We start from the raw sequence: 25,299 nt of genomic DNA on the forward strand, positions 1-25,299 counted from the left end.
TTATTCCTAAATAAAGGAATATAAAAAATCAATATTTATGAAGTTTTTTATTGACACTGCAAATTTAGATCAAATTAAAGAAGCCCAAGATTTAGGCGTTCTTGATGGCGTTACAACAAACCCTTCTTTAATGGCCAAAGAAGGCATTACTGGTCATGATAATATTTTAAAGCACTATGTAGACATTTGCAATATTGTAGATGGAGATGTAAGTGCTGAAGTGATATCTACAGATTTTGAAGGCATGGTTCGAGAAGGGGAAGCTCTAGCTGATTTACACGAACAAATAGTTATTAAGTTACCTATGATTAAAGATGGAATAAAAGCTTGTAAATATTTTTCAGATAAAGGTATTAAAACCAATGTTACTTTGGTGTTTTCTCCTGGACAGGCGTTATTAGCCGCAAAAGCTGGCGCAACTTATGTTTCGCCTTTTATTGGAAGATTAGATGATATTTCAACAGATGGATTAAATCTTATCGCTGAAATCCGTCACATTTATGATAACTATGGATTTGAAACTCAAATATTAGCAGCATCTGTTCGTCATACTATGCATATTATTGATTGTGCAAAACTTGGTTCTGATGTTATGACTGGGCCATTAAGCGCAATCGAAGGTCTTTTAAAACACCCATTAACAGATATAGGACTAGCTAAATTTCTGGAAGATTTCAAGAAAGGAAATTAAAGTTTAAAAAATCCTCAATATAATTGAGGATTTTTTTATTGGTTTAATACTCCCAACAATTCTTCTTCAAAGTTAATAGAGAACATATTGGTATGTGCGTTCTCAATTAATCCTTTTTTATTTATTATAATAACTTTATTAATTGGATATATAGCCAATGCTTGATTTGCTTCTTTTGGGAATTTGAATAAATATTCTTTTTCTGCAGACAAGCCATATTTTTCCAATGTTTTCAACCATAACTCCTTGTTTTCATTATTTGCATTTACTCCAATAAATGAAATTTCAGGATATTTAGTTTTCAACTCTTTTACTTTATTATGACATTCTTTTAAGTGCATTAGGTTAGCCTGAGACCAAAAGAAAACAACACTAGGTTTTTTATTCGTAACGCGTCTTAAATTTAGCTCATTATCGTTTACATCAAAAACTTTTATATCTGGTAATGGATTGCCTGCTTTTAACCCTTTTAAAGCTTTAACAATCTTTTCTACATAGTTTTTTTGTCCAGAATTGGTGCTTTTACTAGTATATGAGATTAACATAGCATCGTAACTATCTACATCTTTATTATTACTAATAAACTCGATAGCTGTTCCTATTAATAAGGAGTTTTTAATACTTTCGTCTGTTAATAAACTATCAATTAAATTTAGTTTAATTAAACTAAATTCTAACGATTTCTTATCAAAGACACTATCTGTTGAATGCTTAAAATGTTCCGCTAAAGCAACGTTTTCGAAATGATGTTTTAAAAATGAATAGTAAGGGAAATAATCCTTTAAATTATCATCATTATAATTTAATTTCTCTCTAAAATCGTAAAACCCTTCAGGTAATCCTTCTAAAATTTCTCGTTCTGTATTGGTATAATTAACAAAAGGATAAACCTCTTTACTTAAATAATAATCGTAATTTATATTAGCTTCCACTAACTCAATAAACAAATCAGATAATGTTAATTTTCCGCTAAACCTTTTTAGTTTTCTTAATTTACTATCACGAATGGAATCTAATTTACTTTCAAAATCTTTAGCAGGTAACTGACTAAATCCTAAAATTGCTTTTTCTTCAACTTCGCTATTCAAAAACAGATTAATTAGATAATTATTCTTTCTGGCTCCTTTTCCTGTAAATACCAAAGATTCATCAAACTCCATGGTATTAAGTCTAAGCATTAAACTATCATTGGGTTCCAAAAGTATCATTTGATACTCCACACCATGATGAAACTTATATAACCCAGGTTCCATATGGCTTATCTTATAATTAAATCTGTTCTTTTTATTTAGAGTAACTGTATCTAATACTTCTTTCCCTTTTGAAATAATAACATAATTTACTGTAGGATTAATTAATTCACCACCAATAAAAGCTACATCTCCCTCATCTGTCTTGGAATCTTTTTTGCAAGAGATAAGAGTTAAAGCAAATAATAATATTAGATAAAAATACTTCATACGTCTTTTCAATAAAATTCAATATGGTTGTTATTAACTACAAAAGTAAAAGTTGCCCTCTATAAGTGCTGTTAATTCGTTGTTAAATATTAATAAGATTGGTTTTCTTTCATGTTGTTGTTGCTTTTTTCTACTTTTGCAAAACTTACAAGAATATTTTATGTCAAGGAGTAAAATTTATTAAACTGTAAGTTCTCGAAAACCTTTATATTTAGTAATAATTATCTGAGTAAAATTAAATTAATCTATTATGTTATCAGTTTCTAATTTATCTGTTCAATTTGGAAAACGTGTGCTTTTTGATGAAGTAAGCACCACATTTAATCAAGGGAATTGCTACGGAATTATTGGTGCAAATGGCGCAGGGAAATCTACTTTTTTAAAGATTTTAGCTGGCAAACAAGACCCTACTTCTGGGCATGTTCATTTAGAACCTGGAAAACGCATGTCTGTTTTTGAACAAGACCATTCGCTTTATGATGAGCATACCGTTTTAGAAACCATTATAATGGGTAACAAGCCTTTATTTAAACTAAAAACTGAAATTGATGCTTTGTATGCCGATTATTCAGATGAAAACGCTGAGAAAATTGGAGAACTACAAGTACAATTTGAAGAGATGAATGGTTGGAATGCCGATAGTGATGCTGCTGCCATGTTATCTAACCTAGGTATTCCAGAAACATTGCATTACACGTTGATGAAAGATTTAGATGGAAAACAAAAAGTTCGTGTACTTCTTGCACAAGCCTTGTTTGGTAATCCAGATGTGTTAATTATGGATGAGCCAACCAACGATTTGGATTATGAAACTATTTCTTGGTTAGAAAACTTTTTGGCTAATTATGATAATTGTGTGATTGTGGTTTCTCACGATAGACACTTTTTAGATGCAGTTTGCACACATATTTCCGATATTGATTTTGGTAAAATAAATCATTTTTCTGGAAATTACACCTTCTGGTACGAATCGTCTCAATTAGCTGCAAGACAACATGCGCAACAAAACAAAAAGGCTGAAGAAAAGAAAAAAGAATTAGAGGAGTTTATTAGACGTTTTTCTGCTAATGTTGCTAAATCGAAACAAGCAACTAGTAGAAAAAAAATGATTGAGAAATTAAATATTGCAGATATTAAACGCTCTAGTCGTCGCTATCCAGCCATTATTTTTGAAAGAGAAAGAGAAGCTGGAGATCAGATATTAAACATTGAAAATTTATCGGCATCTTTAGATGGTGAACTTCTATTTAGTAAAATAGATTTGAATTTGGTAAAAGGAGATAAAGTGGTATTATTCTCTAGAGATTCTAGAGCAACAACTGCTATGTATCAAATATTAAATGGAAAAGAAAAAGCCGATTCTGGAACTTTTAATTGGGGAATTACCACGACACAGTCTTATCTACCTTTAGATAATAGCGAGTTTTTTCAAAATAATTTATCTTTAGTAGATTGGTTACGTCAATGGGCTAAAACTGAAGAAGAACGTGAAGAAGTGCATATTCGTGGCTTTTTAGGTAAAATGATTTTTAGTGGAGATGAAGCTCTAAAAAAATCAAACGTCCTTTCTGGTGGAGAAAAAGTTAGATGCATGTTAAGTCGTATGATGATGGTAAGAGCCAACGTATTAATGTTAGACGAACCAACCAACCATTTAGATCTGGAAAGTATTACTGCATTTAATAATTCTTTAAAAAACTTTAAAGGAACTGTGTTGTTTTCAACTCACGATCATGAATTTGCTCAAACAGTAGCAAACAGAGTAGTTGAGTTAACTCCAAATGGCGTTATTGACAGACATACAACCTTCGACGATTATATGCAAGATCCTAAAATAAAGGAGTTACGAAATAAAATGTATGCTGTAACAGTTTAAAAAAAAGCTCTGGAAAAAAATCCAGAGCTTTTTTTTTATGATTGTAGTTCGGCTGTTACACTTTCTACAACAGGTACAGCTGCATCAAGTTCATCCTCACTAACAAAAATTTCTTGATATCCAGGAATAGAAGACCCAAAACCAGCTAGCCTTGCAGATTCAGTTTCATCTTTAACAATAGGACTAATACCTACTGCTTCTAACTTATCTACAATTAATTGAGCAATAATAAAACTCCCTGTATATATTTTTTGATAACTAGAATCCATATCATTTATAATTTAGCATTCATCTTAAAGATACAAAATAACAATCTAATAAGATGTTAAGAGTTGCAAAATCTTAGAAAATAATTTAAGTGTAATTTCTGACTATTTCAAAAAATACACCTAAATATGGCATTATAAAATTATATGATTATATTTGTTTAATATTAAATTAATTAAATTATTACAATGAGTAAAGGAACAGTAAAATTTTTCAACGATTCTAAAGGATTTGGATTTATAGTTGAAGATGACACAAACAAAGAACATTTTGTACACATTTCTGGATTAATCGATGAAATTCGTGAAGGTGATGCCGTAGAATTCGATTTACAAGAAGGTAGAAAAGGAATGAATGCAGTAAACGTTAAAGTATTATAATATATTTTAAACTTATTGAAGACATTAAAAGCCTCGAAAATTCGAGGCTTTTTTATGCTTAAAATTTACTGGAATTATCTTAATTCCGCACCTAATTCCTTTTCGAAATTAGCTTGAAGTTTTTTCATTATTTTTTCAATCTGTTTATCTGTAAGTGTCTTATTTTCATCTTGAAGTGTAAAACTTACAGCATAACTTTTCTTACCTGCTGGTAAATTATCACCTTGATACACATCAAACAAATTAACATCTTTAAGTAACTTTTTTTCTGTTTGATTGGCTATATTATCGATATCTTCAAACGTCACATTGTTATCTAATAAAAGTGCAAAATCTCTCTTAACTTCTGGGTATTTAGGAATACTATGAAACTTAACAGATTGGTGTTTTGCCATTTCTATTACATGATCCCAATTAAAATCGGCAAATAAGACATCCTGTGAAATTCCAAAATGTTTCAAAATAGATTTTTTTATTACACCAAATTCAACCAATTGTTTCTTTCCAAAAGAAAAAACAACTCCTTCACTAAACACATCGTTTTTAATTGGTGATGCATTATAATTTGCTAAACCCAATCTTTCTAACACACTCGAAATAGTTCCTTTTAAGAAAAAGAAATCGCTTGGTTTTGTTGTAGTGTTCCAACGATCGTTATGCCTATTTCCTGTTACAAACACAGATAAATGTTTATACTCTTCTCGTGTTTCTTTATAGTTATGATAGGTTTTACCAAATTCAAACAATTTTAAATTATCTCGCTTTCTATTAATGTTGTGGCTCACATTTTCTAATCCAGAAAACAAAACAGACTGTCTTAACACACTTAAATCGCTACTTAAAGGATTAAGCATTTCTACGTTGTGTTCTTCTTTAAGTTGTTCACTTAAGGTTACATACTCTGGAGAAGTAAGAGAATTTGTTAAGGTTTCATAATAACCTTGAGAAGCCAATTGATTACCAATTACGTTTTGCAACTTATAATCTTCAAATCTAGAAGTGTTAGAAATAGAAGCGTTTATTTTTTCGTTTGTTTTTATGTTATTATAACCATAAACACGTAGAATTTCTTCAATAATATCAGCTTCACGTTGCACATCGTTTCTATAAGCAGGAACCGTTAAACCTAAACCAGTTTCTGTAACGTTATTAATTTTAATGTCTAGCGACATTAAAATCTGCTTTATTAAGTCTCTAGGTATTTCTTCGCCAATAAGTTTCTTTGCATTGTCAAAACTAAAACGCACTTGAAAATCTTCAATTTTATTTGGGTAAAAATCTGATACATCGCTCGTTATTTCTCCACCAGCAATGTCCTGAATTAACAAAGCTGCACGTTTTAAAGCATATTCAGTAATATTTGGATCAATTCCTCTTTCAAACCTAAAAGAAGCATCTGTGTTTAGATTGTGCCTTTTTGCAGTTTTCCTAACACTTACTGGGTTGAAATAAGCACTCTCTAAAAAGATACTTGTTGTAGTTGCTGTGACTCCAGACTCCAAGCCTCCAAACACCCCAGCAATACACATTGGTGTTTCGGCATTACAAATCATTAGATCTTCTTCATGTAGTTCTCTCTCAACTTCGTCAAGAGTGATAAACTTGGTTCCCTTTGGTAAAGTCTTTACTTCTATTTTATTTCCAGTAATTTTTGCTGCATCAAAAGCATGAAGTGGCTGTCCTAATTCATGCAACACATAATTTGTAGCATCCACAATATTGTTTTTTGGTGTTAAACCAATGGCTTTTAATCTATTTTGCAACCAATCTGGAGAGGTTTCAACCTTAATTCCAGAGATAGTTACGCCACAATATCTTGGTGCTAAATCTTTATTTATAACATCTACATCTATCCTTAAAGTCCTATTGTCGACATGAAAAGCACTTACTGAAGGTGTAATTAATTCTAATTGTACGTCTTTTTGAAGCAAACCTGCTTTTAAATCTCTAGCAGTTCCTAAATGACTCATAGCATCTGCTCTATTTGGCGTTAAGCCAATTTCGAAAACCTGATCGTTTTCAACTTCAAAAATATCGGCAACCAAAGTACCAACTTTAAGTTTCGTATCAAGAACCATAATACCATCGTGAGACTCTCCAAGACCAAGTTCATCTTCAGCACAAATCATCCCATGACTCTCTTCTCCTCGAATTTTTCCTTTTTTTATGGTCCAAGCTTCCCCTTCTTTTGTGTATAATGTTGTCCCAATTGTTGCTATAGGAACTTTTTGTCCAGCAGCAACATTTGGAGCTCCACAAACAATTTGCAACGGAGTCTCTAATCCAATATCAACTGTGGTTACTTTTAGTCTATCTGCATTAGGATGTTGCACGCAGGTTAAAACTTCTCCAACTACGATACCTTCTAACCCTCCTTTAACAGATTGAAAAGAACTAACCCCCTCAACTTCAAGACCTAAGTCTGTAAGTAATTCGCTAATTTGATCTGGTGTCCAAGTTGTTTTTATAAATTGCTTTAACCAATTGTAAGAAATCTTCATGTTTGCTTTGCTCTTTAAGTTGGCAAAGATAAAATATTGCTTTTAAGCATTCAAAACAATGCTATAAAAATTATGACTAATAGTTTATTAAAATTGCAAAAATTAAAATTAAACTAACTGTTCTAAATTTAAATCATTTATAGATCCATGTGAACCGTGTGCTACGACTACCCCATTTTTAATTATAAGTAGTTGGGGCGACTCGTGCAGAACCTGAAATTTATATCCTGTTTCATTAGACACATCTCTGTAGTTTAACAAGTCTAGATAATACAAATCAGCATCCGTTTCAGATAAACTATAAGCTGCTACAAACTGTTTCATTACCATTCTGCTAATACCACAACGTGTGGAATGTTTGAATATTATTTGGGTTTTTGATTTCGATTTTTCTTCAATCTCATCTAACTGAGCTACACTTGATAAATCTAACCAAGGCAACACTTTTTCTTCTTTAGGTTCAGATGAACCATTAAATATTTTATTAAACAATCCCATATTTCATTTTTTAATTTCAAGTGATTTATCTATTATAATAAATACCAGCCTGACTACAGTCTAGAATTGAGAAAACTTTCTACAAGTACACGTTTTTTCTCTTACAAAAATACTCGAACTAATCAAACTAAACATTTAAGTCGGAGCTATATGTAAATGCTTACAACTGACTAAACGTCACGTTATCAGTGGTTGTTTCAGACATTTTGTCCTATCCTTAGAATTGGTAAGATAATTGACTTAACAACCATGTAAACATAAAAAATAAAATAATCATTCAGAGCGAAAGCAAAAAAATGAAATAAATAATACAAAATGAATTTAAATAATTATACCATAAAATCGCAAGAAGCTATACAGCAAGCACAACAACTAGCTCAAAGCTTAGAACACCAACAAATAGAAAACGAGCATCTTTTTAAAGCCATTTCTGAAGTTGATGAAAACGTATTACCATTTATTCTAAAAAAACTAAACATTAACATTTCGGTTTTAGAACAAGCCATTGATAAACAATTGGAAAATTTTCCAAAAGTTTCAGGAGGAGACCTTATGCTTTCTCGTGAAGCAGGAAAAACTCTTAACGAAGCTTCTATTATTGCAAAAAAAATGAAAGATGATTATGTGTCTATTGAACACTTAATCTTAGCCATTTTTAAATCTAATAGCAAAATTGCTCAAATGCTAAAAGATCAAGGAGCTACAGAGAAGGTCCTTTTAGCAAGCATCGAAGAATTAAGAAAAGGAGATCGTGTGACATCACAAAGTCAGGAAGAAACTTATAATTCGTTAAATAAATATGCAAAAAATTTAAATCAATTAGCAAAAGACGGCAAGTTAGACCCGGTTATTGGTCGTGATGAAGAAATACGTAGAATTCTACAAATTTTATCCAGACGAACCAAGAACAACCCTATCTTAGTTGGAGAGCCTGGAACAGGTAAAACGGCTATTGCAGAAGGTTTAGCACATAGAATTGTAGACGGAGACATTCCAGAAAACCTTATAGACAAGCAAATTTTTGCTCTTGATATGGGAGCTCTAATTGCTGGTGCTAAATATAAAGGTGAGTTTGAAGAGCGACTAAAGGCAGTCATTAAAGAAGTCACAGAAAGTGATGGAGATATTGTTTTATTTATAGACGAAATCCACACTTTAGTCGGTGCTGGTGGAGGTCAAGGTGCCATGGATGCTGCAAACATTTTAAAACCAGCATTAGCACGTGGCGAACTTAGAGCTATTGGAGCTACCACTTTAGACGAGTATCAAAAATACTTTGAAAAAGACAAAGCTTTAGAAAGACGCTTTCAAAAAGTGATGGTCAATGAGCCAGATACAGAAAGTGCTATCTCTATTTTACGAGGTATAAAAGAGAAATACGAAACACACCATAAAGTTAGAATTAAAGACGAAGCGATTATTGGCGCTGTAGAATTATCTGAACGCTATATAACCAATCGTTTTTTACCAGACAAAGCTATAGACCTTATGGACGAAGCAGCTTCAAAATTACGTATGGAAATCAACTCAAAACCTGAAGAATTAGACGTTTTAGATAGAAAAGTCATGCAATTAGAGATTGAAATTGAAGCCATTAAACGTGAAAAAGATGAAGCCAAATTAAAATCATTACGTTCCGATTTAGCAAATCTAAAAGAAGAACGAAATGAGATTAATGCCAAATGGAAAAGCGAAAAGGAAGTCGTAGATAATATTCAAACTGCAAAAGCAGATATTGAAGATTTCAAACTTGAAGCCGAACGTGCAGAACGCGATGGCGACTATGGTAAAGTAGCAGAAATTCGTTACGGAAAAATAAAAGCAGCTCAGGAAACACTTGAGAAACTTCAAAAAGAATTACAAGAAAACCAATCTGAAAATTCTTTAATCAAGGAAGAAGTAACTTATGATGATATTGCTGAAGTTGTAGCAAAGTGGACTGGAATTCCAGTAACTAAAATGATTCAAAGCGAACGTGAAAAATTACTAAAGCTTGAAAACGAATTACACAAAAGAGTGGTTGGCCAAGAAGAAGCCATTATTGCAGTAAGTGACTCTGTAAGACGTTCTAGAGCTGGTTTACAAAACCCACAAAAGCCTATTGGAACTTTTCTGTTTCTTGGAACTACTGGTGTTGGTAAAACCGAATTAGCAAAAGCATTAGCAGAATATTTGTTTGATGATGAAAATGCCATGACTAGAATAGACATGAGTGAATATCAAGAACGTCATGCTGTGAGCAGATTGGTTGGAGCACCTCCTGGATATGTTGGATACGACGAAGGTGGTCAACTTACAGAAGCTGTAAGAAGAAAACCTTATTCTGTAGTTTTATTAGATGAAATTGAAAAAGCACATCCAGACACCTTTAATATTTTGTTACAGGTTTTAGATGAAGGTAGATTAACAGATAACAAAGGTCGTGTAGCAGATTTTAAAAACACCATAATTATTATGACTTCAAATATTGGAAGCCATATTATTCAAGAGCGTTTTGAGGCTACAAAAGATATCGATTCTGCTATTGAAACGGCTAAAATAGATGTCTTGGCATTATTAAAACAAAGTGTGAGACCTGAATTTTTAAACAGGATAGACGATACCATAATGTTTACACCTTTAACAAAAGAAAACATTAAAGATATTGTAGGCTTGCAATTAAAAGGTTTAACAAAAATGTTAGGATTACAGAATATCACTTTCGATGCAACTCATGAAGCTATTGCTTACCTAGCTGACAAAGGTTACAATCCAGAATATGGGGCAAGACCAGTAAAAAGAGTGATTCAAAAAGAAGTTTTAAATGAATTAAGTAAGGAAATTTTATCTGGAACTGTAACAACAGATAGTATTATTCTGCTTGATGCTTTTGACGGAAAACTTGTTTTTAGAAATCAATCTAACATGGTTGCAGAAGAATATTAAATACTAAAATAAAAAATGAAACGTTTTTCATATTAAGTTGGTTAGTTAATTGAAAAAGCAACGTAAATCTGCAAAGAGGCACGTTGCTTTTTGTTTTATATCACTTCTCGCTTTATAAACTTAAAGCTTGTTTAGATAATTCCAAATGTTTTTCAAAAGATGCTTTGGTTACTGGTTTATTCCAAGTAGGAACCATATCGTTTAATATCTCTTGTCCTTTTTTAGAATGAATAATCTCAGGAAACGCTTTTTCAATAACATCTAGCATTATTTTAGCTGCTGTTGATGCACCAGGAGACGCACCTAACAAACATGTAATACTCCCATCTTTACTACTTACTACTTCGGTTCCAAACTGAAGTTTCCCACTTTCAAACTCATCTTTTTTTATTATCTGTACACGTTGTCCTGCTACAATAACTTCCCAATCTTCATCTTTAGCATCTTTTATAAACTTCCTCAAGTCCTCCATTCTATCTTTATGCGACATTTTAACTTGATTTAATAAATACTTTGTCAAAGGCAAATTGTGCCAAAATGCTGTTAGCATAGATGGTATATTATAATATTTTACAGACTTCGCTAAATCTAAATAACTGCCTTCTTTTAAAAATTTAGGACTAAATCCTGCAAATGGCCCAAACAACAACTCTCTCTTTCCATCAATAAATCGGGAATCTAAATGAGGCTCAGACATTGGAGGTGCACCTAATTCTGCTTTACTATATACTTTTGCAAAATGCTTGTTTATTATCTCTTGGTCTTTACAAACCAACCATTCTCCACTAACAGGAAACCCTCCATAACCATGTTTTTCTTCTATCTCAACTTTTTGAAGTAATAGTATACTTCCTCCTCCAGCTCCAATAAAAACATGTTTGGCATCGAAATAACGATTTTCATGAGTCTTCATGTCTTTAACCTTTACAGACCATTCTACTTTGTCTTCAGGATCAATATCTAGAACTTCTTGATTACATTGTACTTTAGTATCAAATTCCTTGTCTAAAATAGCAAACAGCATGTTGGTCAATTCTCCAAAATTGACTTCGGTTCCTCTTTCAATTCGATTGGCTGCCATTACCTCATCAGGAGCTCTATCTGCCATCATGAGAGGAAACCATTCTTTCATTTTATCAATTTCTTTAGTGAATTCGATGCTATTGAACATAAAATGATTTTTTATAGCCTCAAAGCGTTTTTCTAAAAAGCTGCTATTATAATCACCCGTTACCCAACTACAATGTGGCATATTTTGAATGAAAGATTTTGGATCTTTTATTAAATCTTTATTTACCAAATAAGACCAGAATTGTTTAGAAATTTCAAATTGGTTACAGATGTCTATGGCTTTCGAAATGTTTATTGTACCATCTGCATCTTCAGGCGTATAATTAAGTTCACATAATGCAGAGTGTCCAGTACCTGCATTATTCCAAGCAGCTGAACTTTCAAGTGCCACATGTTCTAATTTTTCTAATATTAAAACTCTTAAATTGGGATCCAATAATTTTGTTAAAAGTGCTAAAGTAGCACTCATGATGCCTCCTCCAACACAAATTAAATCGTAATGTTCAATGTTATTATTTAATGATGCTTTCATTTTTATTTTTTTAAAAGAACTAATTTAAATAAGTTTTTAATTAAAATTCAATAAGAGGAAATATAATTAAGATAGACACGTTTTTATAACGGTTTAGTTAATTACAATAAAAAAAGCAACGCAAATCTAAAAAGAGGCACGTTGCTTTTAATTTTAATTTAAATATCTTTTTATTGAGTAACTAACCTTTTAGTATCAATTTTCTTTCCATCTACATAAAGAGTGTAATAATAAATAGCAGATTGCAAATTAGATTTGCTTAAATCTAAAGATCCTTCTTTTCCAAATGTATTCAAAGGAAAATCATATATAACTTGTCCTAAAGACGAAGTCACAACAATTTTAGCAGAATGATATTTTATTGGAATGTAATATTTAATATTTGTTAGCGTGTTAAATGGATTTGGCACATTTTGGTTTAAACGAATATTGTTTTCAGTTGGAACAGATTCCATAACTCCTAAAGTACCACCACAAGCACACTGCTCTATTGCAGTTACACGAGCTAATAAATCGTCAATTTGTGCTTGTTGCGCTGTATTTTCTGCTTGTAAATCTGCTAAGATTGGTGCCAAGTCTACATCTACAGACGCACCACTTTCAATAGCAACTGTTAAAGTTGTACCAGATAAAGTAGCAGAAGTTAAATCTTGATTGTCTTGAGAAGTGTTTACCCATTCGGTTCCATTCCAATAATAGGTAACATTATCATCAGTATCATAAACTGTCATTCCAGCAACAGCACCACTTGACAATGTTGTTCGTTGTGCAGTTGTTAATCTATTCAAAATTAACCCTTTATCGGTTGCACTTAAATCTAAAGAAGCATTTAAATTTGGTCCTTGGGTGCCTAAACCTATCGTACCATTAGCAGCAATAAAAAAAGAATTATTAGGAGCGCCTGGTTTGATTTTAAATGGCAACAAACTACCATTGGTTACATCTCTTATAAAAAAGTTTGTTTCGTTTCCAGCAAGATCCCAGGTTTGAGCTGTCCAACCACTTGCGCCATTTTGCTCTAAACGTAACGTTGGAGAGTCTCCATCTGTTACTTGTAGCTCAACAACAGGAGTATCGGTACCTAAACCAACATTACCTCCAGTTCCAACATATAATGCGTTTGCTCCTACACCTGCTGAAATTCTAAAAGGCATGTTACCGGCTGTTAGATCTGAAACACCAAAATAATTAGCTCCTCCATTATCAGAGTCATTAATGGTTATTTCCCAATCGTTCCCAGGAAAACTAGCCGAATTACTTGTGTCATCGAAATGAATACGCAAATTGTTTTCCATTAATCTTAATGTGTGAAATCCAAAGCTTGGTGCTGTTGGACAATCTACTCCAACACATTCACTCCCTTGTACAATTAAGTCTTCATTATAGACAAAACCGTTTTCAGGGATATCTGAATCTGAAACTTGAGCTTGAATCATGGCACTAAAGCATAGTGCAATAGTTAAAAAATAATAGTTTAAAGTTTTCATAAATTATATTTAATTGGTTAATAGCACTTAAACATAACTTAATAAAAACACAACTCTTTAATTTGCTCGATTAATAACCACTATACTAGCTAATCTACATCTTAAAAAATATAATTAAACTCATAAAATTTTAATAATTTTTCATATTGCATGATGTCAATATAAACAGTTAATCGTATTTTTGTTACAACTTAACCTATTTTATATTATGGAAATTCACAAATACATAGATCATACCCTTTTAAAACCAAGTGCTACCAAAACAGATATTAAAATGCTTTGTGATGAAGCCAAACAATATAATTTTTACTCGGTATGTGTTAATAGTTTCTATGTAGCTTTGGCTAAACATCTTTTAATTAGAAGCAATGTTAAAGTTTGCTCAACTATTGGCTTTCCATTAGGTGCTATGAGCACAGAAACTAAAGTTTTTGAAGCCGTTAAAGCAGTAGAAGACGGAGCAGATGAAATAGATATGGTAATAAATATTGGCATGTTAAGAAGTAAAAACTATGTGGCTGTGTACAAAGATATTTGTGATGTTAAGTTAGCTATTGGAAAAACGCCCTTAAAAGTGATTCTGGAAATTAGCGAACTCTCTAAAAACGAAATATTAAAAGCCTGCCAGATTTGTTTAGACGCAAAGGCCGATTTTATTAAAACTTCAACAGGTTTTTCTAAAGGAGGAGCGACTCTAACAGCTGTTAAGATGATTAAAAAAACCATTAAAAATAGAGCAAAAATAAAAGCATCGGGAGGTATCAAAGATTTAGAGACAGCTTTAAAATATATCGATGCTGGAGCAGATAGAATTGGAACCTCATCAGGGATAACAATTGTTACTGCAAAAAAATCTACACTACAAAACTCGGGTTATTAACTTTTAATTCAACTAAAATTTATGAGTGTTCATATTGAAGCGAAACAGGGAGAAATTGCAGAAACTATTTTATTGCCTGGCGATCCACTTCGTGCTAAATGGATTGCTGAAACCTTTTTAGAAAACCCAGTTTGCTTTAATAAAGTGAGAGGTATGCTTGGATTTACTGGGACATATAGAGGGAAACGTGTTTCTGTTATGGGCACAGGAATGGGAGTTCCAAGTATTTCTATTTATGCTCATGAATTAATTACAGAATATGGTGTAAAAAATTTAATTCGAGTTGGAAGTTCAGGTTCTTATCAAAAACATGTTAAAATTAGAGATATTGTTTTAGCCATGGCAGCTTCGTCTAACTCTGGAGTAAACGAATTACGATTTGGTGGGGCAGATTACGCTCCTACTGCAGATTTTGGACTGTTTCAAAAAGCTGTTGAAGTAGCAAAAACAAAAAACATTCCGCTTAAAGCTGGCAATGTATTTACTTCGGATGAGTTTTATGCAGACGATTTCGAGTCGTATAAAAAATGGTCCAAATTTGGAGTGCTTTGTGTTGAAATGGAGACAGCTGGCTTATATACAGTAGCAGCAAAACACAATGTAAATGCATTGACTATTCTAACCATTTCAGATTCTTTAGTTACTGGTGAACGTACTACAAGCAAAGAACGAGAAACTACTTTTAAGGATATGATTGATATTGCTCTTGAATTAGCTTAACCCTTATTTTTTAACAAATTAATTTACAGAAATATTTTTTAACTCTATTTTAGAGAGTAGTTTTAATTTGTTGGTTTCAAATAACATACCTAATTCTGTTACAGATGTTATATCTGTTACTACATTGTAATTGTTATAATCTACAAAACGTAATCCGTTAACATATCGTTCGTTATAAGCTTCTCTAAAACGAAAACCTACACCATCTGTTTCTTTATAAGAATAAGCAAGGTAATCCACTTTATAGGTATCTTTATTTACCCAATACACAAATACATCTTCAAAGTCCTCGCCTCCTCCTTCTTGTTTAAAAGTGACTTGGATTTTATAATAGTTTTGATCTTTAATCGTTTCTTCACCCAACCCTGTTTTCATTACTGCTGCATCATTCAACCCATAAGGCAATACAGAAAAATAATGAACAGAATTTACCGAAGCTGCATATTTTACAGCCATAGAGTCTGGCACTTTTTTGAGTTCATCTTCAATATAACGTTTAAAGCCATCATTAGAAACCACATCTTTCATATTAAAAATAGAATCCTTATACTGTCTTACCAATTGAAAAATCCCGTTGTTACGCTTAGCTATATAATGTTTATCTCTAAAATTGAATGCTATAGTAGAAGCGTCAAATGTCTCACCTCCAGATACATCAATAGATTTATTGATGATTTCATTAGCATTTAAAACTGTTGTTTTTTGGTTCTTACAAGATAAAATTGAAAAACCAATGCATATTATTAAAAATACAAACTTATTCATACTTATAGCATTTTGAAGTTTTGTCGTAAAATTAAACATAACTTTCCAAGAGTCTTTTAAAAAGTTCTTCTAAATTATTTACCTTTGACATATATGCAAAAGATTGTCAATATAAAAAACAAAAAAGCTAAGTTTCAATACGAAATACTGGATAAATATACTGCTGGGATTGTTTTAACTGGAACTGAAATAAAATCCATACGAGATAGTAAAGCTTCTATTGCTGAAAGTTTTTGTGAATTTAATGAGCAAGGCGAATTATTCGTTGTAAATATGACTATTGAAGAGTATCTTTATGGAACTTACTACAATCATAAACCTAAGGCTACAAGAAAACTTTTATTAAATAAAAAAGAATTAAAAAAACTTGAGAAAGAAGTTAGAAATACAGGACTTACTATTATTCCACTTCGATTATTTATTAATGATAAAGGTTTAGCAAAACTTGTAATTTCTCTTGCACGAGGAAAAAAACTTTTTGATAAAAGAGACACTATAAAAGACCGTGAAAACAAAGTAAGATTGGATAGAGTTAAGAAAAGTTTCAATTAGTATTAAGACAACTTTAATAAACACCATTTAAATGAAAAAATTAATCTCATTTCTGTTTATAATATCAATTACTTTTACATTAAAAGCTCAAGAAAGCCCAGAAAATTACGCTAGCTACGTAGAAACTTTAGATAGTACTTTAGAAACTTTATATTCTGTTATTTCAGGAGAAAAAGGAGAGGAAAGAGATTGGGGTTTGTTTAAACACTTATTTAAACCTGACGCCAAACTTATACCAACCAGTAAAAACAAAGAAGGTGTTTATATTTTAAAATACTTATCACCTTCAGATTACATAACAACTTCTGGGTCTTGGTTGATTGAAAATGGTTTTTTCGAAAAAGAAATACATCGACAGGTAAACACTTATGGAAACATCACTCAGGTTTTTAGTACCTATGAATCGTTTCAAAGTATAACAGACACTGAACCTTTTATGAGAGGCATTAATAGTATCCAGTTATTAAACGATGGTGAAAGATGGTGGATAGTAAATGTGTATTGGACTCAAGAAACTCTAGAGAACCCAATACCAATTGAGTATTTGCCTAAAAATTAATTTTTATCCTCTAGTAATGGAACAAACCTAAATTCTCCAAACTCGTGTTTTTCAAATTCTTTAGGTCCTTTTCGTATAAATAAAGTCATTACCTGAACATCGTCTCCTACAGGAATCACTAATCGTCCACCTATTGCTAGTTGACTCAATAAAGGTTTAGGAACAAATGGTGCGCCTGCTGTTACAATAATTCCACCAAATGGAGCTTCTTCTTTTAAACCTATATAGCCATCGCCAAAAATAAGCTTCTTAGCTCTGTAACCTAATTTTGGTAAAAACTTGCTGGTTTTTTTAAAAAGTTCACGTTGTCGTTCTATACTAAACACAAGTGCATCAAGCTCACATAAAACAGCTGTTTGGTACCCACTTCCAGTACCAATTTCTAATATTTTATCTCCAGGTTTTACTTGTAATAACTCTGTTTGGAAAGCTACTGTATATGGTTGAGATATGGTTTGGTCTGCAGCAATAGGAAAGGCTTTGTCTTGATAGGCATGATCTAAAAACCCAGAATCCATAAACAAATGTCGTGGAATTTTCCCAATTGCCTCCAGTACTTTCTCATCGGTAATTCCTTTATTCCTAACAGTTTCTACTAATTGCTGTCTTAATCCTTTATGTTTAAAAGTGTCTTTCAATGGAAATCTTGTTTCAAGCAAAATTAATTCAAACAAATTGAAGCTAAAAATTAAATCTTCAACATTTATCAATACTTTTTAATTAATGACATTTATTATTAAATTCACATAAATAAATAGCGAAAAATCTTATTTTTGTTGAAAACGTAAAAACATGTTAAAAGCTGGAGTTCTAGGTGCTGGACATCTTGGAAAAATTCATTTGAGACTTCTAAATCAATCTGAAAAATATGAATTGGTTGGTTTTTATGATGCAAATGAAGCCAATGCAAAAAAAATTGAAGCTGAATTTGGCTACAAATACTTCAATTCTATCGATGCATTAATTGAAGCTGTAGATATGGTCGATATTGTTACTCCAACGCTTTCTCACTACGAATGTGCTAAGAAAGCCATAGCAAAAGGCAAACATATTTTTATAGAGAAACCCATTACAAATACCGTTGAAGAAGCTGAACACATTAGAGAACTTTTAGCACAACACAACATTCGTGGACAAGTTGGACATGTAGAGAGATTCAATCCGGCTTATTTGGCTGTAAAGGACCAAATTGTAAACCCCATGTTTATTGAAGCACACCGTTTGGCAGAATTTAATCCACGTGGTACAGATGTTCCTGTAGTTTTAGATTTAATGATTCACGATATTGACATTATTTTAAGTGTGGTAAAATCTAAAGTTAAAAAAGTTAATGCAAGTGGCGTTTCAGTTATTAGTGACACACCAGATATTGCAAATGCTAGAATAGAATTCGAGAATGGATGTGTTGCCAACTTAACAGCAAGTAGAATTTCATTGAAAAACATGCGTAAATCACGGTTTTTTCAGAAAGATGCTTATATCTCAGTAGATTTCTTGGAAAAGAAATGTGAAGTCGTTAAAATGAAAGATGCCCCAATAAACCCTGGAGATTTTGATATGATTTTACAAAACGCTGAAGGTATTAAAAAACAAATTTATTTCGACAATCCTGAGGTGGAAAACAATAATGCTATTTTAGATGAATTAAATTCTTTTGCAGACGCCATTAACAATAATAGATCTCCTATAGTCACACTACATGATGGCACAGAAGCCTTACGTGTGGCAACGATGATAATCGATCAATTTTAAATAATTAATATCAATATTCCATACTTCTTGTCTACCAATAGACAAGCAACGGAATGACAAAACAATTTTTATATGAAAAATGTAGCAGTAATTGGAGCTGGAACCATGGGAAATGGTATAGCACATACTTTTGCTCAAAGTGGATTTAAAGTACAACTTATAGATATTAGCGAAGCCTCATTAAAACGAGGTATGGATACCATTGCTAAAAACTTAGACAGAATGGTTGCTAAAGAAAAAATATCAGAAGCTGATAAAGCTGAAACGTTAGACAACATAACAACCTTTACAAGCATCAACGAAGGTGTAGAATATGCTAGTTTAGTTGTTGAAGCTGCAACCGAAAACATTGATTTAAAACTTAAAATATTCAAACAGTTAGACGAAGCTTGTCCAGAAGATACTATTTTGGCAAGTAATACGTCTTCAATATCTATTACACAAATTGCAGCTGTTACTTCCAGACCAAAAATGGTTATTGGTATGCACTTTATGAATCCAGTTCCAATTATGAAGTTGGTAGAAATTATTCGTGGTTATAATACTAGCGACGAAGTGACAAATACCATTATGGAGCTTTCAAAAACATTAGATAAAACTCCAACAGAAGTAAACGATTATCCTGGTTTTGTAGCCAATAGGATTTTAATGCCAATGCTAAATGAAGCCATTGAAACGCTTTATAATGGAGTCGCAGGCGTTGAAGAAATAGATACGGTTATGAAACTTGGTATGGCTCATCCAATGGGACCATTACAATTAGCAGATTTTATTGGACTAGACATTTGTCTATCTATTTTAAACGTGATGTACGATGGGTTTAAAAACCCTAAATATGCACCTTGTCCTTTACTAGTAAATATGGTGAATGCCGGAAAATTAGGTGTTAAATCTGGGGAAGGATTTTACGATTATTCTGAAAGCAGAAAAGCAGAGAAAGTAGCTTCACAATTTTTGAAGTAAACATCAACACTAAATATGACCAAAATAATTCCTTTTAAAGCCGTACGTCCTACACGAGACAAAGTCAGTCTTGTGGCTGCACGTTCATATCAAAGTTATACAAAGGAACAGCTTGAATCTCGATTACGTGATAATCCGTTTTCATTTTTACAAATAGTGAACCCAGGGTATCGATTCGATAAAGACATTTCGGGAGAAGCAAGATATAATTTAGTAAAAAATAGATATTTAGAGTTTAAGGAAGATGGTATTTTTACACAAGATGAGAATCCATGTTACTACATTTATAGAATAGTTGATAGAGAACAACAGGAGTTTAATGGTATTGTAGCTGCTGCAAGTGCAAAAGATTATGAAACCGATATTATTAAAAAACACGAAGACACCATTGCCTATCGCGAAATAGTTTTTAAAGATTACCTAAAAACTGTTGGTTTTAATGCAGAACCTGTACTTCTAACCTATCCTGATAATCCAGTTATTGAATCGATAATAACAAACACGCAAAAAGAAAGAGCCGAGTTTGAGTTTACTACAACTTATAGAGACACACACTATTTATGGAAGGTTGATGATCCAGTTACACTTGAAACCATTCAAAGAGAATTTGAAAACATCCCAACTATTTATATAGCAGATGGTCATCATCGTTCTGCTTCTTCCTATTTACTCTATAAGGACTTAAAAGATGCCAATCCAGATCATCAAGGAGATGAGGAATACAATTTCTTCATGAGTTATTTAATTCCGGAATCAGATTTACAAATTCACGCATTTAACAGATTGGTTAAAGATTTAAACGGATTAAGCAAAGAAGAGTTTTTAATTCAATTAGATGCTGTTTATCGAATTGAAAATAGAGGTAAAATACCTTATCAGCCATCAAAAAAGCATCATTTTAGCATGTATTTAGATGGCGATTTTTATTCGCTATATTTACGCAGAACCATTTATAATATGGAATCTTCGTTAGACAGTTTAGACTCTCAAATTCTTTATAAAACCATTTTAAATCCCATTTTGGGTATAGAAGATTTAAGAAACGATCAACGAATTTCTTATATCAATGGAAAAAAAGATTTGGTCAATATTAAAAGCAGTGTGGACAGTGGCGAATCTAAAGTTGGATTTGTTATGATTCCCGTTATTGTAGAAGAAATGAAACAAATTGCAGACGATGGCCTTATCATGCCTCCAAAAAGCACCTACATAGAACCCAAACTCCGGAGTGGTGTGACTATTTATGAATTCTAATTAAAATATATATTCGTGAAGCTGTTTGTGGTTTAGTGGCACCAACTAAGCAACAAACATCTTAGCAACAAACAATAATTCATGTCCATACAACAAAACCTCAACAACATAAAATCCTCATTGCCAAAACATGTCACTTTGGTTGCTGTTTCTAAAACCAAGCCTGTTAGCGATATCATGGAAGCTTACCAATCTGGGCAACGCATTTTTGGAGAAAATAAAATTCAGGAAATGGCCGAGAAACAGGAATTAATGCCAAAAGATATTCAATGGCATATGATTGGTCATGTCCAGAGAAACAAGGTTAAGTATATGGCTTCTTTTGTAAATTTAATTCATGGTGTTGAAAACTTTAGAACGCTTAAAGAAATTAACAAACAAGCTAAGAAACACAACAGATCAATAGATTGTTTACTTCAAATAAAAATAGCATCAGAAGATTCTAAATTTGGCATGGGTGCTCACGAAGCTTCAGATATATTACAATCCAATGAATTTTCAGAATTAAAAAATATCAACGTGATTGGCGTTATGGGAATGGCAACTTTTACAGACAATCAAGAACAAATAAAAGAAGAGTTTACACAGTTAAAATCTGTTTTCAATCAACTTAAAGCCCTGAACCCAAGGCTAGAAGTTATTTCTATGGGAATGAGTGGCGATTATACCTTAGCAATTGCTTGTGGGAGCACCATGATTCGTGTAGGAAGTAGTATCTTTGGGGAACGAAATTATAATTAACAAATTATTACGAGGAGTAATACGACTTGATAATCTTATTCTTTGAGATTACCGAGGCTTTTTAGAATCTCGCAAAAACAATAAAAAAGCAAAACACCATTTACGCCATATTAGACATAGAAACCACAGGTGGAAAGTATAACGAAGAAGGTATTACAGAAATAGCCATCTATAAATTCGATGGCCATAAAGTCGTCGATCAATTTATTAGTTTGGTAAATCCTGAGAGAGAAATTCAACCTTTTGTTGTAAATCTTACAGGAATTAATAGTAAGATGCTTAAAAATGCACCTAAATTCTATGAAGTAGCCAAGCGTATTATTGAAATTACAGAAGACTGTGTGATTGTGGCTCATAATTCTGAATTTGATTACAGAATTTTACGAACCGAATTTAAACGCTTAGGATTTCCATATAAACGCAAAACCTTATGTACCGTTTCGCTTTCAAAAACGCTCATTCCAGACCAAGCATCATACAGCTTAGGTAAACTAGCCAGGGCTTTAGGCATTCCTGTTAGCGATAGACATAGAGCCAATGGAGATGCCGTAGCTACAGTTAAGCTCTTTAAAATGCTTCTTGCTAAAGACGTCAAAAAAGTTATAGTTCAAGACGCTATTATAGTTGAACCTACTTTTAAAATGGAACCAAGTTTAAAGCAGATTTTAAACGATCTTCCAAACATCACTGGTGTTTACTATATACACAACAAAAATGGAGATATCATTTATATAGGAAAAAGTAAAAACATAAAAAACAGACTTAGCCAACATTTTTCAAATACCAATGCAAAATCAAAAAAAATACAATTACAAACAGCAACAGTAACATATGAAGCTACTGGTAATGAACTCGTAGCCCTTTTAAAGGAAAGCGAAGAAATAAAACGTAATAAACCTATTTTTAATAGAGCACTTCGAAGAAACACATTTACTCATGCCTTATATAGTTTTGTGGATGAAGACGGTTATATCAATTTAAAAATTGACAAAGCAGATGGTAGAAAAAAACCTATAACCACATTTAGCACTAGAAGTAGTGCCAAGCAGTTTTTATTTAAAGCTGTAGAAGATTTTAATTTATGTCAGAAACTCACTGGGTTAGACATAGCAAAAAGTAGTTGTTTTAATTATAGTTTAAAACAATGTGAAGGAGCTTGTATAAAAGAAGAATCAAACAGCACATATAATAGTCGCGTAACCAAGTTTATAGAAAAAAATAGCTATAAAAATGTAAATATGGCAATTATTGATAAAGGTCGAGATATAAGTGAGCGCAGTGTTATATTGATTAAGAATGGTCTTTTTGTTGGTCTAGGATATGCAAACCTTAATTATCAAATTACAAATACAGATGTACTAGAATCTGTTATAACTCCAATGGAAAACAATAGAGATACCCAACATATAATCCAAAGTTACTTAAGGAAAAATAAGAATCTTAAAACAATAATATTTGAGAGTCAATGAAATTTATCTACTTAACCCTACTATTATTAATAGCATTGCATGTTAATGCACAAACTGATTTTTATTCAACAGATTATTCAGTTAGCCGAAGTGATTTGACCACCCAAGTTTACACAAAAGATTCTACTGCAAATGCGTTAGTAATCTACGAATATGGCAAAAGCTATATTGATGATGAAACCTTTAAATTAGTTTCTGAATTTAAACGAAAATTAAAAATAATTAGTAGTAAAGGTTTTGACAAAGCAACCGTCTCAGTTTATCTGTATAATGATGGAAATAAAAATAAAGAAAAAATAAAAAACGTTATTGCAACAACCTATAATTTAAAAGGAGAAACGGTTGTTAAAACGAGCTTAAGAAGTAATGAAATCTATGAAGAAAGGTATAACGACCATTATACTATTGCTAAATTCACGCTTCCTAATGTTAAAGAAGGCTCTGTAATTACATATAGTTACACCACAGAAACACCTTATGTTTATAATTTTAAAAGTTGGGCATTTCAGGATGATATTCCAAAGATTTATAGTGAATACAATACAAGTATTCCTGCCAATTATGAATACCATATAAAATTGGTTGGTTTCTTAAAACTGGATGTGAACGAAAGTGTTATTGAAAGCCAGTGTTTAACCGTTTATGGTGGTGGCTATGCCGATTGTACAGTTTCTAAATATGTAATGAAAGATATTCCTGCTTATATAGATGAAGACTACACAACAACGAAAGACAATTATTTAGCAAAAATTGGATACGAATTAAATACCATAAAAAAATTCGACGGTAGAATAGATAAAATAAGTAAAACCTGGAACGATGTTGATAAAGAATTAAAAACTGATAGTAGATTTGGAAAACAATTAAAAGTCAACATATCTAATGATACTTTCACATCTGAAGTAGATGCCTTAAAAAGAGCCGAAAACATTTTCTCTTATGTTCAAGATACATATACTTGGGATGGAACCTACAATATTTTTGGTGATATTTCTGTTAGAGATTTAATGAAAAACAAATCTGGTAATGTTTCCGAAATAAACATTCTTTTACACAACCTTCTTGAAGAAAATGGCATAGACGTTAAGCCTGTTTTATTATCTACAAGAGCAAATGGTTTTGTAACAAAAATATTTCCTGTTATTTCAGAGTTCAACTATTTAATAGTACAAGCAACCATTAACAATCAAATATACCTTTTAGATGCTACAGATACCTATGTGTCCTTTGGCGAATTACCTTTTAGATGCCTCAATAGAGATGGTAGACTTTTAGATTTTAAAAATGGAAGTACTTGGGTTGAAATCAATCCAAAAACCCTTTCAACAATGCAATACAAAGTCGATTTAAAATTAGAAGAAAACGACTTATTAGTAGGAAAAGCAGATGTTACTTCAACAGGATATCATGCTTATCCTTTAAAAAAATCTTATTACAGTAATAAGTCTGAATACCTAAAACATTATCAAGAAAAATACAATTCAATAAACTTTACCGAACATAAGGTAACTAGTCCAGGTCGAACCAGTTATGAGTTTCAAGAAGAGTTCAATATTGAATATCAAGCAGAAAATATTAATGATAATCTATACATTAACCCGTTTTTGTTTAAATTAATGTCTGAAAATCCATTAAAGTTACAAGAAAGAACCTATCCTATAGATTTTGGTTATAAAGATGCTTATTTATATACTTTAAAAATCGATTTAAATGATAATTACGACATACTTGAAATTCCTGAAGACCTAAATATTAGCTTACCCAACAATAAAGGATTGTATATATTTAGCACAAAAGTAATAGACAATGACATTGTATTATATTTTAAATTTACCTTTAAAGAAACAATCTATAATCCTGAATATTATGAAAGTTTAAAAGTGTTTATGGGAACTATTATAGATACTCAAAAAAACTCTCTAATCGTATTAAAGCATAAATAATAAATACTTTCTT

General features: G+C 31.8%; 22 protein-coding genes. 14 read left to right on the plus strand and 8 right to left on the minus strand.

Features of this window, described 5'->3' with window-relative positions; genetic code table 11:
• Window positions 1-37: 37 nt before the first annotated feature.
• Window positions 38-691, plus strand: coding sequence for a fructose-6-phosphate aldolase (fsa, locus tag ACI5KZ_RS12535; protein WP_109310080.1), 654 nt, complete (start codon window positions 38-40; stop codon window positions 689-691).
• Between the two features lie 35 nt (window positions 692-726).
• On the opposite strand, the gene ACI5KZ_RS12540 is transcribed toward fsa, so the two are convergent.
• Entirely contained in the window at window positions 727-2,151 is a 1,425-nt protein-coding gene (locus ACI5KZ_RS12540) for a TlpA family protein disulfide reductase (RefSeq protein ID WP_406847807.1), read from the minus strand.
• Between the two features lie 250 nt (window positions 2,152-2,401).
• On the opposite strand from ACI5KZ_RS12540, the gene ACI5KZ_RS12545 reads away from it, so the two are divergent.
• Window positions 2,402-4,027 (plus strand): ABC-F family ATP-binding cassette domain-containing protein, encoded by a 1,626-nt coding sequence (locus ACI5KZ_RS12545; RefSeq protein WP_109310082.1) that lies wholly within the window; start codon window positions 2,402-2,404, stop codon window positions 4,025-4,027.
• Between the two features lie 35 nt (window positions 4,028-4,062).
• Here the strand turns inward: ACI5KZ_RS12545 and ACI5KZ_RS12550 are convergent, their stop codons facing one another.
• Entirely contained in the window at window positions 4,063-4,296 is a 234-nt protein-coding gene (locus ACI5KZ_RS12550; protein WP_109310083.1) for a putative signal transducing protein, read from the minus strand.
• 186 nt (window positions 4,297-4,482) lie between these two features.
• On the opposite strand from ACI5KZ_RS12550, the gene ACI5KZ_RS12555 reads away from it, so the two are divergent.
• Window positions 4,483-4,674: a cold-shock protein gene (locus ACI5KZ_RS12555; RefSeq protein ID WP_109310084.1), complete on the plus strand. Its 192-nt coding sequence runs from the start codon at window positions 4,483-4,485 to the stop codon at window positions 4,672-4,674.
• Window positions 4,675-4,748: 74 nt separating this feature from the next.
• Here the strand turns inward: ACI5KZ_RS12555 and pheT are convergent, their stop codons facing one another.
• Both pheT and ytxJ read right to left on the minus strand, forming a co-directional pair.
• Window positions 4,749-7,175 (minus strand): phenylalanine--tRNA ligase subunit beta, encoded by a 2,427-nt coding sequence (gene pheT, locus ACI5KZ_RS12560; protein WP_406847808.1) that lies wholly within the window; start codon window positions 7,173-7,175, stop codon window positions 4,749-4,751.
• A 108-nt stretch (window positions 7,176-7,283) separates the two neighbouring features.
• On the minus strand, window positions 7,284-7,673 hold the full coding sequence (ytxJ, locus tag ACI5KZ_RS12565) for a bacillithiol system redox-active protein YtxJ (protein ID WP_406847809.1): 390 nt from the start codon (window positions 7,671-7,673) through the stop codon (window positions 7,284-7,286).
• A gap of 315 nt (window positions 7,674-7,988) precedes the next feature.
• Here ytxJ and clpB point away from each other — a divergent pair, with 315 nt between their 5' ends.
• Window positions 7,989-10,598: an ATP-dependent chaperone ClpB gene (gene clpB, locus ACI5KZ_RS12570; RefSeq protein ID WP_406847810.1), complete on the plus strand. Its 2,610-nt coding sequence runs from the start codon at window positions 7,989-7,991 to the stop codon at window positions 10,596-10,598.
• Window positions 10,599-10,710: 112 nt separating this feature from the next.
• On the opposite strand, the gene mqo is transcribed toward clpB, so the two are convergent.
• Both mqo and ACI5KZ_RS12580 read right to left on the minus strand, forming a co-directional pair.
• The gene (gene mqo / locus ACI5KZ_RS12575; RefSeq protein ID WP_406847811.1) at window positions 10,711-12,201 is read right to left on the minus strand and encodes a malate dehydrogenase (quinone); all 1,491 of its coding nucleotides are present in this window, start codon (window positions 12,199-12,201) and stop codon (window positions 10,711-10,713) included.
• A gap of 170 nt (window positions 12,202-12,371) precedes the next feature.
• Window positions 12,372-13,688, minus strand: a complete 1,317-nt coding sequence (locus ACI5KZ_RS12580) for a T9SS type A sorting domain-containing protein (RefSeq protein ID WP_109310089.1) — start codon at window positions 13,686-13,688, stop codon at window positions 12,372-12,374.
• A 208-nt stretch (window positions 13,689-13,896) separates the two neighbouring features.
• Here ACI5KZ_RS12580 and deoC point away from each other — a divergent pair, with 208 nt between their 5' ends.
• Both deoC and deoD read left to right on the plus strand, forming a co-directional pair.
• Window positions 13,897-14,568, plus strand: coding sequence for a deoxyribose-phosphate aldolase (deoC, locus tag ACI5KZ_RS12585; RefSeq protein WP_406847812.1), 672 nt, complete (start codon window positions 13,897-13,899; stop codon window positions 14,566-14,568).
• A 21-nt stretch (window positions 14,569-14,589) separates the two neighbouring features.
• Entirely contained in the window at window positions 14,590-15,288 is a 699-nt protein-coding gene (gene deoD / locus ACI5KZ_RS12590; RefSeq protein ID WP_109310091.1) for a purine-nucleoside phosphorylase, read from the plus strand.
• A gap of 18 nt (window positions 15,289-15,306) precedes the next feature.
• Here the strand turns inward: deoD and ACI5KZ_RS12595 are convergent, their stop codons facing one another.
• Window positions 15,307-16,053, minus strand: coding sequence for a DUF6503 family protein (locus tag ACI5KZ_RS12595; RefSeq protein WP_406847813.1), 747 nt, complete (start codon window positions 16,051-16,053; stop codon window positions 15,307-15,309).
• Between the two features lie 93 nt (window positions 16,054-16,146).
• Between ACI5KZ_RS12595 and smpB the strand changes: the two genes are divergently transcribed.
• Both smpB and ACI5KZ_RS12605 read left to right on the plus strand, forming a co-directional pair.
• Window positions 16,147-16,605, plus strand: a complete 459-nt coding sequence (smpB, locus tag ACI5KZ_RS12600; RefSeq protein WP_406847851.1) for an SsrA-binding protein SmpB — start codon at window positions 16,147-16,149, stop codon at window positions 16,603-16,605.
• A 31-nt stretch (window positions 16,606-16,636) separates the two neighbouring features.
• A complete protein-coding gene (locus ACI5KZ_RS12605; protein WP_109310093.1) occupies window positions 16,637-17,164 on the plus strand; it encodes a hypothetical protein in 528 nt (175 codons plus the stop codon).
• Here ACI5KZ_RS12605 and ACI5KZ_RS12610 read toward each other — a convergent pair.
• Window positions 17,161-17,802 carry a protein-L-isoaspartate(D-aspartate) O-methyltransferase gene (locus ACI5KZ_RS12610; protein ID WP_109310148.1) on the minus strand — a complete coding sequence of 214 codons (642 nt, stop codon included), beginning with the start codon at window positions 17,800-17,802 and terminating at the stop codon, window positions 17,161-17,163. The genes ACI5KZ_RS12605 and ACI5KZ_RS12610 overlap by 4 nt on opposite strands.
• Window positions 17,803-17,956: 154 nt before the next feature.
• Here ACI5KZ_RS12610 and ACI5KZ_RS12615 point away from each other — a divergent pair, with 154 nt between their 5' ends.
• The 6 genes from ACI5KZ_RS12615 to ACI5KZ_RS12640 all read left to right on the plus strand — a co-directional run bounded on the left by ACI5KZ_RS12615 (window position 17,957) and on the right by ACI5KZ_RS12640 (window position 25,286).
• Complete coding sequence (locus tag ACI5KZ_RS12615; RefSeq protein ID WP_406847814.1) at window positions 17,957-18,916, plus strand: Gfo/Idh/MocA family protein; 960 nt, start codon at window positions 17,957-17,959, stop codon at window positions 18,914-18,916.
• 72 nt (window positions 18,917-18,988) lie between these two features.
• Window positions 18,989-19,879 (plus strand): 3-hydroxyacyl-CoA dehydrogenase family protein, encoded by an 891-nt coding sequence (locus ACI5KZ_RS12620; protein WP_406847815.1) that lies wholly within the window; start codon window positions 18,989-18,991, stop codon window positions 19,877-19,879.
• Between the two features lie 15 nt (window positions 19,880-19,894).
• Window positions 19,895-21,133, plus strand: a complete 1,239-nt coding sequence (locus tag ACI5KZ_RS12625) for a DUF1015 domain-containing protein (RefSeq protein WP_406847816.1) — start codon at window positions 19,895-19,897, stop codon at window positions 21,131-21,133.
• An 81-nt stretch (window positions 21,134-21,214) separates the two neighbouring features.
• Entirely contained in the window at window positions 21,215-21,874 is a 660-nt protein-coding gene (locus ACI5KZ_RS12630) for a YggS family pyridoxal phosphate-dependent enzyme (protein ID WP_406847817.1), read from the plus strand.
• 98 nt (window positions 21,875-21,972) lie between these two features.
• Window positions 21,973-23,343, plus strand: coding sequence for an exonuclease domain-containing protein (locus tag ACI5KZ_RS12635; protein ID WP_109310098.1), 1,371 nt, complete (start codon window positions 21,973-21,975; stop codon window positions 23,341-23,343).
• Window positions 23,340-25,286 (plus strand): DUF3857 domain-containing protein, encoded by a 1,947-nt coding sequence (locus ACI5KZ_RS12640; RefSeq protein WP_406847818.1) that lies wholly within the window; start codon window positions 23,340-23,342, stop codon window positions 25,284-25,286. Before ACI5KZ_RS12635 ends, ACI5KZ_RS12640 begins: the two co-directional genes overlap by 4 nt.
• Window positions 25,287-25,299 lie beyond the last annotated feature (13 nt).

The organism is Xanthomarina sp. GH4-25 (genome assembly GCF_045363175.1).
Lineage (GTDB): Bacteria > Bacteroidota > Bacteroidia > Flavobacteriales > Flavobacteriaceae > Xanthomarina.